Genomic DNA, 15752 nt, shown 5'->3' with positions numbered 1-15752 from the left:
TCCCATGATGCAAAATTACATGAGGACTAAGGAGGAGTATAAGGACTGTATTCTCTTCTACAGACTTGGGGATTTTTATGAAATGTTCTTTGATGACGCTAAAGTGGCATCTAAAGAGCTTGAGCTTACTCTCACAGGGAAAGCCTGCGGCCTTGAAGAGCGTGCTCCCATGTGCGGAGTACCCCATCATGCCGTTGAAAGCTACTTAAGTAAACTTGTTAACAGAGGCTATAAAGTAGCGATTTGTGAGCAGTTAGAAGACCCTAAGGAAGCAAAGGGCATAGTTAAGAGAGATGTAACGAGAGTAGTCACTCCCGGAACAAATCTCAATATGCAGGCACTTGATGAGACCAAGAACAATTATCTCATGTGTGTCTTTTATTCTGATGATAAAAGCGGAATTGCCTTGGCTGATGTTACAACAGGTGATTTCTTCCTTACGGAAGTAGATAAGCTCAAGGATATTATTGATGAGATTCAGAAATTTCAACCTTCTGAGCTCATATGTAATGATGCTTTTTTACTTAGCGGAGTAGATATTGAATTATTAAAGGACAGGAATAACATTGTTGTAAATCCGCTTGATCCCAGATACTTTGATGATGAGTCCGGAAAACAGATCATCATGAAGCACTTCAAGGTTGGAAGCCTTGTGGGGCTTGGAATTACCGATTTTCCTAATGGGATAGTCTCTGCAGGCGCAGTGCTTAAATATCTGACAGAGCTTCAGAAGGATGAGTTATCAAATATAATTCATATTTATCCATATCTTAACAGCAAGTATATGCTGCTTGACTCCTCTACAAGAAGGAATCTTGAGCTTATCGAGACAATGCGTGACAAGCAAAAAAGAGGTACTCTTTTATGGGTTCTTGATAAGACAAAAACCGCAATGGGTGCAAGGATGCTTAGAAGCTTTATTGAGCAGCCTCTTATTGATACAAATGATATCCTTCAGAGGCAGACAGCAATCGAAGCTCTTGTTAAGAATGTTATTGCCAGGGATGAAATAAGAGAATATCTGGGGCCTATATATGACCTGGAGCGCCTTATGGCGAAAATCAACTACCATACTGCTAATCCAAGAGATTTACTGGCTTTCAGAAATTCATTAAAGATGCTTCCTGCTATAAAGATAGTATTGGAAGATCTTAGAAATACAGTTTCCCTGGATGATGTGTTTGGTCAGATAGATGATCTTCAGGATATATATGAACTGATTGATAAGTCTATAATTGAAGAACCGCCTCTTACTATAAAAGAAGGTGGAATCATCAAGGATGGATTTGATTCAAATATTGATCATTTCAGACAGGCGAGCAGCAACGGTAAGGAATGGCTTTCAGAACTTGAAGCCAGGGAACGCGAAAAGCTTGATATAAAAAATCTGAGAATTAAGTATAGTAATGTCTTTGGATATTCTTTTGAAGTTACAAATTCTTTCAAAGATAAGGTTCCGGATTACTTTATAAGAAAGCAGACACTTACCAATTGTGAACGATATACTACCTCTGAACTCAAGGAGCTTGAAGACACAATCCTTAATGCTCAGGATAAGCTAAATAACCTTGAATACGAGATGTTTTGTAAAATAAGAGATTCCATTTCTTTGGAAATCGAGAGAATACAGCAGACTGCTAAAGGAATTGCGTTACTTGATGTTTTCTGCTCACTTGCTTATGTGGCAGAAAGAAATCATTATGTAAAACCGACTTTATCAGATAAAGGCACCTTAAAAATAAACGGAGGGCGTCATCCGGTAATTGAACAGATGCTCGACCGAACTGATATGTTCATTTCAAATGATACCTTCCTTGACGATAAAAAGCATGCTGTTGCAATTATTACCGGTCCTAATATGGCAGGTAAATCAACCTTTATGAGGCAGACGGCGTTGATAGTTCTGATGGCTCAGATTGGAAGCTTTGTTCCCGCAGAGTCTGCGCAGATAGGTGTTGTTGACAGAATATTTACAAGAGTCGGAGCTTCTGATGATCTTGGAAGCGGACAGAGTACATTCATGGTTGAGATGAATGAGGTTGCAAATATATTGAGAAATGCAACTTCAAAATCACTTCTTATACTCGATGAGATAGGAAGAGGAACATCTACATATGACGGATTGTCAATAGCATGGGCTGTTATTGAACATATCAGTAACAGAAAGCTTTTAGGTGCAAGAACACTTTTTGCAACACATTATCATGAGCTGACAGAGCTTGAAGGGAAAATTGATAATGTAAATAACTACTGCATCGCCGTAAAGGAAAAAGGTGATGATATTGTTTTTCTTCATAAGATAATTAAAGGCGGCGCTGATAAAAGCTACGGTATTCAGGTTGCGAGACTTGCAGGTATTCCTGACATGGTAATAGACAGGGCAAAGACTATTGCCGAAGAACTGACAGATAATGACATTACTGAAAAGGTTCAGGGAATAGCCGTAAATCAGAGCAGCACTAAAAAATCAACAGTTAAGCATTATGATACTGTTGATCTGTCCCAGATGTCACTTTTTGATACAGTGAAGGATGAGGATGTTTTAAAGGAATTACAGGAGATCGATATTTCAAATCTTACGCCTATGGATGCCTTAAATACTTTATACAAGCTGCAGAATCAGCTAAAAAACAGATGGAAAGGCGCTTGATCTCAGGTTAAATGACCTGGTTCTTGCGGGGGTAAAATAATGGCTAAAATTTTTGAGCTGGATCAGAATACCATAGACCAGATTGCTGCGGGAGAAGTTGTTGAAAGACCATCAAGTGTGGTAAAGGAACTTGTTGAAAATGCAATAGATTCCGGAGCTACTTCCATAACCATCGAAATTCAGGATGGTGGAACGAAGCTTATACGAGTAACGGATAACGGTAGCGGAATTGAAAAATCCCAGATTAGAAATGCTTTTAAGCGACATGCTACAAGTAAACTTATGAGCATTGATGATATATACAGATTAAAATCCCTGGGCTTTAGAGGTGAAGCATTATCGAGTATCTCTGCTGTATCTCAGACAGAACTAATAACAAAAACAGCCGATGAACTTGTTGGTACAAGATACTGCATTAATGGTGGTACTGAAGCTTCTATGGAAGATATAGGTGCACCTACAGGAACTACTATCATCATAAGGGATCTTTTTTATAACACACCTGCAAGGAAGAAGTTCCTTAAGACACCACAGACAGAAGGCTCTTATGTAGGAGATCTCATGGAACATCTTGCCATGGATAATCCTTCGATATCATTTCATTTTATAAATAACAGAGATGATAAATTTACTACCTCCGGTAATGGTGATTTAAAGGAACTGATTTATAGAATTTATGGCCGCGATGTTTCAATGTGCCTTGTTCCTATTTCATATACTGAGGGCGAATATACAATCGAAGGTTATCTGGGAGAGCCGGCACTGAACAGATCCAACAGGAATTTTGAGAATTTCTTTGTTAATGGCAGATATATAAAAGACAAAGTGATATCCAAGGCTCTCGAAGAGGGATACAAGGAATATCTTATGCAGCACAAATTCCCGTTTTGTGTCGTACACATAAGGATGAGTACTGAACTTGTTGACGTTAATGTACATCCATCCAAGATGGAAGTGAGATTTTCAAATCAGCCATTTGTTTATGAATTTATAAGAAAAAGTGTTGCAAAAACGCTGCATGATCACGAGATGATCCCTGAAGTATTAAGGGACGAGAAGGAAGACAAAGCTTTTGAAAGAAAAAAGGCTGATGCCATAAAACAACAGGCTTCTACCATGATACCTCAGGCAGGTATTGCAAGAACTGATGCCGAAATATCATATTTAAAAAATAATTCTGCACCGGATAAAGCTCTGGGAGAACGTGAGCCATCCTATAAAGCTGAAGTCTTTTTCTCAGATGAAAATAAAGTTTCCGATAAGGGTGCTGATCCTGAAAAGAGCACTGTGCCAGAGCCTTTTGAAAAGAGCAGACTTACTGCTGAGAACAGGCTGCAGGAAAGTAAACCTGTATTTGCAGAAGGAATTGCACCTGAACCTGTTGTAATAGAGGACAACATGAAGTCTGCGGTGTGGACCAGAGTTTTTGGGGACCATTCACCTGCAAAATCCGATGATGATAAGGCTGCAGGTCCCATAATTAAAAGTTCAGACGCAGTGATCATCGAAAAAGGTATACAGCTTGACCTTTTTGATGACAAAATGTTAAAGAAGGATAATCGTAATGAATACAACATCCTTGGACAGATATTTGATACTTATTGGATAATTGGTTTCAAGGATAAAATGTTCATTGTTGATCAGCATGCTGCTCATGAAAAAGTAAACTATGAGCGAATGATAAAGCGTTATGAGACTAAGGAAATGGCATCTCAGCTTGTGCAGCCGCCTATTATAGTCACTTTATCAGCACAGGAGATTGATGTTTTTGAGAAATATCATTCATCCTTTGAGAAGCTCGGATTTAATATTGAACCGTTTGGCGGACACGATTATGCCATAAGGGAAGTTCCTGTAGACATCTACGGATGCAATAATGAGAAAGAAATGTTTACAGAAATCCTGGATGAACTTGCTACCGATACCAATCTTGACAGGACTCCTGATGTTATAAATTACAGGATTGCAGGAATGGCTTGCAAGGCATCAGTCAAGGGAAACATGAAGATGTCCACCATGGAAATGGAAAAGCTTATAGATGAACTTCTGACTCTGGATAATCCTTATAACTGTCCCCATGGCAGACCTACGATTATTTCTATGAGCAAGTATGAAATAGAAAAGAAATTCAAACGTATTGTTGACTGATACTAATTTTTGAATTGGAATGATTATGGAAAAACTAGTCATTTTGACAGGACCAACTGCTGTTGGAAAAACAAAAATCTCAATTGAGCTTGCTAAAGCTTTAAACGGTGAGATTATATCGGCTGATTCAATGCAGGTATACCGTGATATGAACATTGGAACAGACAAGATAACAGATGAGGCGATGCAGGGAATAAAGCATCACCTCATTGATATTCTTGACCCAAGTGAAGAATTCAATGCATTTGAATTTAAAAAACGTGCGAAGGAATTGATCACTGATATAAATAACAGGGAAAAACTACCAATAATTGTAGGCGGAACAGGCTTTTATATTCAAACAGTTCTCTACGATGTGGATTTTTCTGAAAATACAGAAGATGCCGAAATAATAAAATACAAAAATGAGCTTACTGAAATTTCAAAATCACCTGATGGGGTTCACAGGCTTCATGAAATGCTTAAGGAGATCGATCCCGAATATGCAGGTGATCTTCATGAGAACAACATTAAAAGAGTAATCAGAGCGCTTAGTTTTTATAAAGAAACAGGTACAAGGCTTTCAGAGCATAATAAGGATCAGCGGGATAAACAGTCACCTTATGATTTCTTTTACTTTGTTCTGACTGATGAACGAAGTGTGTTGTATGACAGAATAGAAAAACGTATTGATAAAATGATGGATGAGGGCCTTTTAGAAGAGGTAAAGGGACTTGCTGCAAGAAATATCGACAGACAGTCAACATCCATGCAGGCAATTGGCTATAAAGAGATATTTTCCTATCTGGATGGAGAAAACAGTCTCGAAGAAGCAGTTGCACTTTTAAAGAAAAATACGAGACACTTTGCAAAAAGGCAGATTACATGGTTTAAACGGGAAAAAGATGTGACCTGGATTGACAAATCTGATTTTAACCGTGATGATATAAAGGTTTCAAAAGAATTAATTAAAAGGATTAAAGACAGATGGGAAATATAGAATTAAAGAATTTGTATAAAAGTATGGGAATCCCGGAAAAGGTATATGATTACTGTGATAATATCTGGGATTCATTAAAACCAAGATTTGACAAGATACAGGAAGTGTCTGACTTCAACCAGGCAAAGGTTCTGAAGGCTATGCAGGATAATAAAGTTTCTGAAGCATGTCTTCTTGGAACAACCGGCTATGGTTACAATGATATTGGAAGAGATAAGCTCGAAGCTGTATATGCTTCAATTTTTCATACCGAGGATGCGCTGGTAAGACCTCAGATAACCTGTGGAACTCATGCTCTTGCCCTTGCACTTATGAGTAACTTAAGACCCGGTGATGAGCTTTTGTCACCTGTAGGAAAGCCCTATGATACTCTTGAAGAGGTAATTGGAATAAGACCGTCAAAAGGTTCACTTGCAGAATATGGCATAACCTATAAGCAGGTTGATCTTTTGCCAGACGGAGAATTTGATTTTGATGGTATAAGAGCTGCCATAAATGATAAGACAAAGCTTGTTACAATTCAGAGAAGCAAGGGATATCAGACAAGGCCTACTCTGTCTGTTGAGCGTATCGGAGAGGTTATAAAATTTATCAAAGATATTAAGCCCGATGTTATCTGTATGGTAGATAATTGCTATGGAGAATTTGTACAGACCATAGAGCCTACCGATGTGGGTGCTGATATGGTTGTAGGATCACTTATAAAGAATCCCGGTGGCGGACTTGCTCCTATAGGAGGATATATTGCAGGTAAGAAGGAGTGCGTTGAAAACGCAGCTTACAGGCTGACTTCTCCCGGACTTGGTAAAGAGGTGGGAGCTTCACTTGGCATTTTACCTCAGTTTTACCAGGGACTGTTTCTTGCTCCTAATGTTACTGCCAATGCGCTTATGGGAGCAATATTTGCAGCTAATATTTATGAGAAGCTCGGCTTTAGTGTCCTTCCGAATGCAGTGGAAGAGCGCTATGACATAATTCAGGCTATAACTTTTAATGATCCTCTGCTGCTTACATCCTTCTGTGAGGGTATTCAGGCTGCTGCACCGGTTGATTCATATGTAACACCTGAGCCATGGGATATGCCTGGATATGATTCACAGGTTATCATGGCTGCCGGAGCCTTTGTATCAGGAAGCTCGATTGAACTTTCTGCGGATGGACCGCTTCGCGAACCCTATTCAGTATTCTTCCAGGGAGGACTTACATGGCAACATGTAAAGTACGGAATAATGAAGACCCTGGCAGTTATGTTTGAAAAAGGTCTTATAGAACTTTAAAGATATTTGGGATTTATTTTGTGTATTGACAAGCTAATGCGAGCCTAAAATTGATTAGCAATGTAGTTGATACATAGCTAAATTGTGGTATAATCATTTGAGGTCTGATTTTCTTTTTTAAATCATTTGCCCGAAGAAGCAATGAGTAGAAAATGAAAAGAAATAAATCGATCAATACTTTATTAAAAGAGGATGCCGGTAACCGTTTAATGCTTCCATATGAGCGCTTTACTGCAATGGGTGCAGGTTCATTAACGGATGCAGAATTATTGGCTATTATTATAAGGACCGGAACCTCTACAAAGACTCCGATGGAAATCGGTAATTCTGTGCTTGGACTTTGTGACAGGACCGGAATGGGCTTGTCAGGATTAAAGCATCTTACAATTGATGATATGTTGAAAATTCCCGGAATAGGTGAAGTAAAAGCTGTTAAGCTCCTTTGCATTGCGGAATTGTCAGACAGAATTGCCAGGAGTAAGGCGCGTCCTCGCCTTGATTTCAAGACTCCCCGGACAGTTGCTGATTATTACATGGAGACAATGTGCCATTATCAGCGGGAGCATGTAATGTTAGTGTGCCTGAATAATCAGGGACAACTCATCTGTGACTATGAGGTATCAGTCGGAACAGTAAAAACAGCATCACTTTCTCCAAGAGAGATTTTTATTAAGGCTCTACAGGTAAATGCAGTACAGATAATAATTCTGCACAATCATCCAAGTGGTGATCCTGCTCCTTCGAATGCTGATCTGGAAATGACTGAACAATTAAGGAATGCCGGTATAATACTGGGCATCAATCTTATTGATCATCTAATTATAGGTGATCATAGATACTATAGTTTTTTAGAAAATAATGTTTTGTAATATAGGAGGCTATTTTGGGCAACAATACATTTGGTATCGATCTTGGAACAAGCAATATCAAAATTTATAACAAAGCAACAGATGCTGTTACTGTGGAGAAGAATCTAATTGCAGTAGAGAATAAGACATCACTACTTGCTTATGGTAATTCTGCATACGATATGTATGAGAAGGCTCCAAGCAACATTAAGATTTCTTATCCGCTTAGCAACGGTGTTATTGCTGATATTGAGAATATGAAATCATTGGTTAAACTCTTCATCACAGATCAGATGAAGGGTGCATCTAAGCCGGTTGATGTATATATTGCCGTTCCCAAGGATGTTACAGAGGTAGAAAGACGTGCTTTCCATGATCTGATTAAAGAGTCAGGCGTTAAAGCCAAGAAAATCATGATGGTTAAAAAGCCCGTAGCAGACGGCCTTGGAATGGGTGTTGATGTCATGAACTCACAGGGTGTACTTGTGGTTAATGTAGGTTTTGACACAACTGAAATTTCAATTCTTTCACTCAAAGGTATAGTTATCAGTAAGCTCATTAAGGTCGGTGGAAAGAAATTTGATGATGCTATAAGAAATGTTATCAGAAAAGAGTTTTCACTTATTATTGGTGAGAAGACTTCTGAAGCTATAAAGATTTCCTTAAAGGATCTTGAAAAATCAGGTCAGGATGCTGTTGTTTATGGTAGAGATATCGTTACAGGTCTTCCTGTTGAGAGATCCATACCTACAGACCTTATAGATCAGTGCCTTACAGAGAGCTTTGACCAGATTCTTGATAATATTAAGGCAACATTGGAGCGTACTCCTCCGGAACTTGCCGCAGATATTTTTAAGCATGGTTTATATCTTACAGGAGGAGCTTCACAGGTATGTCATCTTGCCCAGAGATTATCTAACGGTGTAGGTCTTAATGTTAATCTTGCAGAGAATCCGCTCAGTTCAGTTGCACTCGGCCTTGGAAAGATCATCAAGGATGATCAGTATAAGGCTCTTGCTTACTCAGTTGAAGAGGATGTATAAATGAGTCCTGTCATTAAAAGAGGGGGAGATAAATTTACACTTCCAAGTAAATATCTCCTCTTTATTTTAACAATTTTATGTGTGGGGTTAATTGTTGTTACTTTCAATACAGATGTTTTTAACAGTTCCGTTAATTCTTTTGCAGGAACAGTTGTAGTACCATTTCAGAAAGGCATTACTTCTGTAGGTGTCTGGATGAAAGGAACTGCCGATAATCTTGCCAGTATAAGAGCACTGCAAAAAGAAAATGAGAATTTAAGGAAGCAGGTTGAACAGCTGACAATTGAAAACACCAATTTGGAACAGGATAAGTATGAGCTGACTAATCTTCGTGAGCTCTACGAACTGGATGCACAATATTCAGATTATAAAAAGATTGGTGCCAGAATTATAGCGAAGGATGCAGGTAACTGGTATCATTCTTTTGTAATTAATAAAGGCACCGATGAAGGTGTTCAGGTCGATATGAATGTGATTGCCGGAGGAGGTCTTGTTGGTCGCGTAACTGATGTGGGTCCTGACTGGGCTAAGGTTCAGACAATCATAGCTGACAATTCTTCAGTGAGCGGAACTGTGTTATCAGCCTCTGAGAATTTGATTGCAACCGGTAATCTTGAGTTATATAACGAAGGACAGATTACATTTTCCAAGCTTGTTGATGAAGCTGATAAGGTAAGTGTCGGTGATAAGGTAGTTACCTCCAATATCAGTGATAAATATTTGCCGGGAATTCTTATCGGTTATGTTTCGACTATTGAGGAAGACTCCAATAACCTTACAAAATCAGGAAAAATTACTCCAGTTGTTCAATTTGAGTATATGAACGAGGTTCTTGTTATCATGGAACTCAAAAGCACCGGGGATAAATAAATGCGAAGATTCGTTTTTACATTATTATCTATTTTAATAAGTTTTATATTGCAGACTACAGTATTCAGAGTAATTGATTTCAGTGGTATAGTTCCAAATCTGATGATCATACTGACGGCATCCTATGCATTTATGCGTGGTGATAAAAGCGGTATGGTCATTGGTATGTTTTGCGGTATATTGATTGATATTTTCTTTGGCTCATATTTAGGATTCTATGCACTTATATATATGTACATTGGGTTCATCGTTGGAAAATTCAACAAAATATTTTTCCCGGAAAATATCTTACTGCCTCTGGCACTGATCGTTTCTTCAGACTTTTTGTTCGGATTTACGTGCTATGTGCTTTTATTCATGTTCAGAAACAAGTTTGATATAGGATATTACATGCTAAACGTGATAATCCCCGAAGCAGTATATACTGCACTTGTTGCAATTTTTATCTATCCTGTTCTGATCAAGATAAATATGTATCTTGAGGACATCGAACAAAGGAGCGCTAAAAAGTTTGTTTAATAAGATTAAAGAAGTCTTTATAAATTTCATAACTTCACGTCTTGTAATGATATCTGCGGTAATGATTCTTGCAGCATCAGGGCTTGTATATCGTTTGTTTTATCTGCAGATAATAAGAGGTGAGACATATCTTGATTCCTTTCAGTTAAAGATTATGAAAGAGAAATCCATTCCTGCTGCGAGAGGTAATATCTACGACAGGAACGGTAAACTTCTTGCATATAATGAACTCTCTAATTCAGTAACGATAGAAGACGTTTATGAATCAGGTTCAGGTAAGAATGCTGCTGTTAATGAGACAGTTAATAAGGTAATTGACATCATCGAAAAGGACGGAGATGTAGTTGATACTGATTTCAGCATTCAGTTAAACAGTTCAAATAACTTTGAGTTTACAGTAGAAGGGAATTCACAGCTAAGATTCCTTGCTGATGTTTACGGAAGAACCTCAACAAAAGATTTAAAATATGAGGAAAGATCAAAGACTGCGCAGGAAGTTATTGATGATCTCTGTGAAAAATTCGGAATCGGAGATTATACTGAACCAGGAAATAAAAAGTCATTTGTACCCGGAATGGGCTATGAAAAGGACAGGCTTTTAAAGCTGGTAATTGTCAGATTCAAAATGAATTCCAACAGTTATCAGAAATATATAAATACTGTAATTGCCAATAGTGTAAGTGATAAAACAGTTGCAGATATTATGGAGAATTCAAATATTCTCGACGGTGTTTCCATTGAGGAGGATACTGCCAGAGTTTATGTTGATTCTGTATATTTTTCACAGATTCTCGGATATACAGGAAAAATATCTGACAGTGAGCTGACAGAATTGCAGGCTCAGAATTCTAATTACAGATCAAATGATACAGTAGGAAAATCCGGTATCGAGCAATCTATGGAATCTGTACTTCAGGGAACAAAGGGAAGCGAAACTGTTTTTGTAGATAATACAGGTAAGGTCCTTGAGACAAGCAGCTATATTGATTCCAAGGCAGGAAACGATGTCTATCTTACTATAGATAAAGACCTGCAGGAGGCTTGTTATAATATTATTGAGCAGTCACTTGCCGGTATTTTGATATCAAAAATACAGAATACCAAGTTTTTTATTTATGGTGACAATATTAAAAAATCAGATATACAGATACCTGTATATGATGTTTATTTTGCATGCTTTGATAACCATATCATCGATCTTGATCATATGGCATCTGAGGAAGCCGGAAGAAATGAGAAGCTTGTCTATGAGCATTATCTGCAGAAAAGACAGCAGGTTAATGAAGAACTCAGAGCAGAATTCACTACAAAAAATACGCCTTATAATCTTCTGAGTAATGAATATAAGGTTTATATGAGTTATATAGCGCAGAAGCTTTACAGTAACGGAGTTATTGATTCTTCTAAGGTGGATAAGGAAGATAAGACATATATTGCCTGGACTACTGATGAGACTATTTCGTTATCGGATTATATAAAATATTGTATTTCTGCAAACTGGATTGATGTTACTTTGCTTAATCTTGAAAGTCAGTATGTTGATTCAGAAGAAATATATAATACAATCATTGATTATATTTTTAAGGATATTGAAGAGGACAGTGAATTTAATAAAAAGCTTTATAAGTATCTGCTCTCAGATGATATCGTTACCGGTGATGAAGTTTGCAGTATACTCCTTGAACAGGGAATAGTAGAACTGCCTGAAGAAGAACTGTCACAGTGGAATTCAGGATCTGAATCGCCTTATACTTTTATGATCAACAGAATTTCCGCTCTGGATATTACACCGGCGCAGCTGGCACTTGATCCATGCTCAGGATCAATGGTAGTTACAGATGTTAATAATGGTGACGTTTTGGCACTTGTATCTTATCCGGGATATGATAATAATAAGATGGCCAATGGTGTTGATGCGGAGTATTATGCAAAGCTAAGAAGCGATCAGTCATCCCCTCTGATAAATTATGCAACTATGCAAAGAACGGCTCCGGGTTCTACATACAAGATGGTATCAGCTACTGCAGGACTTATGGAGGGTGTTATTGATACTTCTTCAACGATTACCTGTACCGGTGTATTTGATAAACTGGACAATACAAACCCTGCACATTGCTGGATATATCCTCGTGCGCATGGATCACTTGATGTGGTTGGCGGAATAAGGAATTCCTGTAATGCATTTTTCTTTGAAGTTGGTTACAGGCTTGGCCTTGTAGGTGAGAACTTCCACTCGGATACAGGTCTTGAGAAACTCGCCACATACGCTGATATGTATGGCCTTAGTGAAAAGACAGGAATTGAAATTTCAGAATATGAACCAATAGTATCAGATTTGGACTCAACCCGTTCTGCTATTGGTCAGGGTACTAACTCGTTTACAACAGTTGGACTTGCCAGATATGTCACTACTGTTGCTAACAGCGGAACCTGTTATAACCTTACACTTGTTAAGAAAACATCTGATTCAGATGGTAACCTATTACAGGAATATGGTGCAACTGTAAGAAACCATATTGATATGGATTCATCTTACTGGAATGCAATACATCTTGGAATGAGACAGGTGGTTGAAGATAAGCCTTATTTCAATGATCTTGCAGTAAATGTTGCAGGAAAAACAGGAACAGCCGAGGAGTCAAAGAAAAGAGCAAACCATGCACTTTTTGTATGCTATGCTCCCTATGAAGCTCCTCAGATAGCTATAGCTACACGTATTGCATACGGATATACATCAAGTTATGCAGCACAGATTACAAAAGAAGCTGTAGCATACTACTTCGGATTAAAAGATCCTGATGATGTACAGAACGGAACAGCTCAGCAGCTTGAAGGTGGAGATGCAAATGCGGACTGAATCATTTTTGGAAAAACTAAAGAGCTACCGTATATTTGATTATGATTTTAAACTGGTTTTAATGCTGGTGGCTTTATCTATCATAGGTGTAATTGCTGTCGGCAGTGCGGATCCGACATATAAAAGTAAGCAGATTGCAGGACTTGTACTAGGATTGTTTATGATGGTCCTGGTTTCACTTATGGATTATTTGGTAATCATCAAATTTTATGTTGTTTACTATATAATCAATATTTTCTTTCTGTCACTGGTATTTACACCTCTTGGAAAATCAGTTAAAGGTGCAACAAGATGGATAGATGTGGGCGTTGTATTTCAGCCTTCTGAAGCATCTAAAATATTATTGATTTTATTTTTTGCAGCGTTCATAATGAAATATAAGGAAAGAGTCAAGAAAATATATTTTATTTTCATCTGTTTTGGACTGCTGGCTCCACCACTTTTGATGATTGTAATGCAGCCTGATCTTTCCACAACAATTATGCTTACTGTAATTATCAGCTGCATACTTTTTTCAGCCGGAATAAATATGAAATTTGTTATTACGGTCCTTGCGATATCTATCCCGTCTGCATTACTTGTTATCTTTGATGCACTTGCAGACAAAAGCATCTTGCTTAGGGAATATCAGCAAAGCCGTATTCTTGCATGGCTGCATCCGGAGGATTATGCCAATTCTGATGCTTATCAGACGCTTAATTCAATGATGGCTATCGGTTCCGGGCAGCTGTTGGGAAAGGGCTACAATACTAACGAAATCACTTCAGTTTTAAATGGTGGTTTCGTATCAGAGTCCCAGACAGACTTTATCTTTACTGTTGTAGGTGAGGAATTCGGCTTTATTGGGGGGCTTGCCGTTATTGCTTTGCTTTTATTAATTGCAGTGGAATGCTTTGTTATTGCTGGCAGATCTAAAGATCTTGCAGGGCAGCTTATCGCTACAGGTATGGGGGCCTGGATCGGATTTCAGGGATTTCTTAATATCGGAGTTGCCACAGGTGCGCTTCCGAATACAGGAATTCCGCTGCCATTTGTAAGCGCCGGACTTACATCCCTTGTCAGTTGTTACATAGGTATGGGATTCGTACTGAATGTTAGACTGCAAGGTAAAAAATATTTTTAGTTGGGGAAGGGGTAACCATGAATATTGCATTTATAGCACACGACGCAAAAAAGAAGCTGATGCAGAACTTCTGTATCGCATATAGAGGAATTTTATCAAAGCATGATCTTTTCGCTACCGGTACTACCGGCAGGCTTATTGAAGAGGTCACTAATCTTAATGTCCATAAATATCTCGCAGGACATCTTGGTGGTTCTCAGCAGATTGGTGCTGCAATTGAAGCGAACGAGATTGACCTTGTGATTTTCCTGAGAGATCCTCTTACACAAAAGAGACATGAGCCTGATGTAAATAATGTTATGCGACTTTGTGATATGCATAACATTCCGATTGCAACCAATCTGGCAACAGCTGAGCTTTTGATTAAATCTTTGGACAGAGGAGACCTTGAGCGGCGTGAGATGTATAAATAAGACTAAGAAATGTCTGATTGCTATTAGTTTGATCCTGGCTTCCGTAACCGGTCTTGCCGGTTGTGCACCGGCTGAATATGCTTTTGCGTATTCCTTGCCTACTGTTGAATATGGTGAAAATACAGGTTTGACTATGAAAACATTTGCATCCGAACTTTGTGTGACTAATGGTGATATAGGGGATTCCTTATCTTTATCAGAGAATACCTGCTGTGGACTGTTTGACTTAAAGAATAAGAAGACTTTATATGCAAAGAATGCTCAGATTCAGCTGGATCCGGCTTCTCTTACAAAAGTTATGACAGCTATCGTAGCATTGAAAAAAGGGTCTCTTGATCAGATGCTTATTGCTGATTCTGAAGTCTATATAAATGAGCCCGGAGCGCAGCTTATCAATCTTAAGGAAGGGGATTCAATGACCTTGGATCAGGCCCTTCATATATTGCTGCTTTATTCTGCCAATGATGTTGCTGTTCTTATTGCCAAGGGAATATCCGGAAGCGTTGAAGCTTTTGTTGAGGATATGAATAATGAGGCGCTTGCCATAGGTGCGACCAATACTCATTTTATGAATCCTAACGGGCTTACGGCTGATAATCATTATACAAGTGTTTACGACATGTATCTTATGTTCAATGAAGCACTTAAATATGAGAAATTCAATGAAATAATAGGAATGTCTACTTATTCCACACAGTTCGGAACTGCGTCCGGTGAATTAAGAGACGTTGAAGTTAAAAATACCAACGGATATATCAACGGAGCAAGGGAAATGCCATCCGGAATAACCGTCCTTGGGGGTAAGACAGGGACAACCAGTGCGGCCGGACATTGTCTTACTCAGCTTGCTTCTGATACCTCCGGAAACAACTATATTGCCATAATTATGAGAGCCGAGGACACGGAAACTCTTTATACCGAAATGTCTGATTTGTTATTGCAGATAACGAATGGTTAATTTATAATTATTATAACAACGAAAAGTTAATTCTGGTTTTCGCCAGACGGGAGATGTTTCTTTCTCG

The 15752-nt window shown here is 38.4% G+C and carries 12 protein-coding genes; all 12 read left to right on the top strand.

The features are described from left to right. Positions 1 to 4: 4 nt before the first annotated feature. The 12 genes from mutS to G622_RS0102325 all read left to right on the top strand — a co-directional run bounded on the left by mutS (position 5) and on the right by G622_RS0102325 (position 15685). Complete coding sequence (gene mutS, locus G622_RS0102380; RefSeq protein ID WP_026509334.1) at positions 5 to 2650, top strand: DNA mismatch repair protein MutS; 2646 nt, start codon at positions 5 to 7, stop codon at positions 2648 to 2650. 39 nt (positions 2651 to 2689) lie between these two features. Further along, complete coding sequence (gene mutL / locus G622_RS0102375) at positions 2690 to 4798, top strand: DNA mismatch repair endonuclease MutL (RefSeq protein WP_026509333.1); 2109 nt, start codon at positions 2690 to 2692, stop codon at positions 4796 to 4798. 25 nt (positions 4799 to 4823) lie between these two features. Further along, the gene (gene miaA / locus G622_RS0102370; protein WP_330363546.1) at positions 4824 to 5777 is read left to right on the top strand and encodes a tRNA (adenosine(37)-N6)-dimethylallyltransferase MiaA; all 954 of its coding nucleotides are present in this window, start codon (positions 4824 to 4826) and stop codon (positions 5775 to 5777) included. After that, positions 5765 to 7054, top strand: a complete 1290-nt coding sequence (locus tag G622_RS0102365) for a methionine gamma-lyase family protein (protein ID WP_044956952.1) — start codon at positions 5765 to 5767, stop codon at positions 7052 to 7054. The genes miaA and G622_RS0102365 overlap by 13 nt, the downstream gene beginning before the upstream one ends. 152 nt (positions 7055 to 7206) lie before the next feature. Continuing rightward, positions 7207 to 7923 (top strand): RadC family protein, encoded by a 717-nt coding sequence (gene radC, locus G622_RS0102360; protein WP_026509330.1) that lies wholly within the window; start codon positions 7207 to 7209, stop codon positions 7921 to 7923. A gap of 14 nt (positions 7924 to 7937) precedes the next feature. Beyond that, complete coding sequence (gene mreB, locus G622_RS0102355; RefSeq protein WP_026509329.1) at positions 7938 to 8945, top strand: rod shape-determining protein; 1008 nt, start codon at positions 7938 to 7940, stop codon at positions 8943 to 8945. Beyond that, positions 8946 to 9815, top strand: coding sequence for a rod shape-determining protein MreC (mreC, locus tag G622_RS0102350; protein WP_196814168.1), 870 nt, complete (start codon positions 8946 to 8948; stop codon positions 9813 to 9815). It begins immediately after the preceding gene. Then, complete coding sequence (gene mreD / locus G622_RS0102345) at positions 9816 to 10334, top strand: rod shape-determining protein MreD (RefSeq protein ID WP_026509327.1); 519 nt, start codon at positions 9816 to 9818, stop codon at positions 10332 to 10334. After that, positions 10327 to 13191 carry a penicillin-binding transpeptidase domain-containing protein gene (locus tag G622_RS0102340; RefSeq protein ID WP_026509326.1) on the top strand — a complete coding sequence of 955 codons (2865 nt, stop codon included), beginning with the start codon at positions 10327 to 10329 and terminating at the stop codon, positions 13189 to 13191. The genes mreD and G622_RS0102340 overlap by 8 nt, the downstream gene beginning before the upstream one ends. Continuing rightward, positions 13181 to 14314, top strand: coding sequence for an FtsW/RodA/SpoVE family cell cycle protein (locus G622_RS0102335; protein ID WP_026509325.1), 1134 nt, complete (start codon positions 13181 to 13183; stop codon positions 14312 to 14314). The genes G622_RS0102340 and G622_RS0102335 overlap by 11 nt, the downstream gene beginning before the upstream one ends. A gap of 17 nt (positions 14315 to 14331) precedes the next feature. Next, positions 14332 to 14727, top strand: coding sequence for a methylglyoxal synthase (mgsA, locus tag G622_RS0102330; protein ID WP_026509324.1), 396 nt, complete (start codon positions 14332 to 14334; stop codon positions 14725 to 14727). Further along, positions 14711 to 15685 (top strand): D-alanyl-D-alanine carboxypeptidase family protein, encoded by a 975-nt coding sequence (locus tag G622_RS0102325; protein ID WP_026509323.1) that lies wholly within the window; start codon positions 14711 to 14713, stop codon positions 15683 to 15685. Before mgsA ends, G622_RS0102325 begins: the two co-directional genes overlap by 17 nt. Positions 15686 to 15752 lie beyond the last annotated feature (67 nt).

This window comes from Butyrivibrio sp. LC3010 (assembly GCF_000424385.1).
Lineage (GTDB): Bacteria > Bacillota > Clostridia > Lachnospirales > Lachnospiraceae > Butyrivibrio.
Note: the sequence above shows the minus strand (reverse complement) of the source record. Positions and strands in the feature narration are given on the sequence as shown.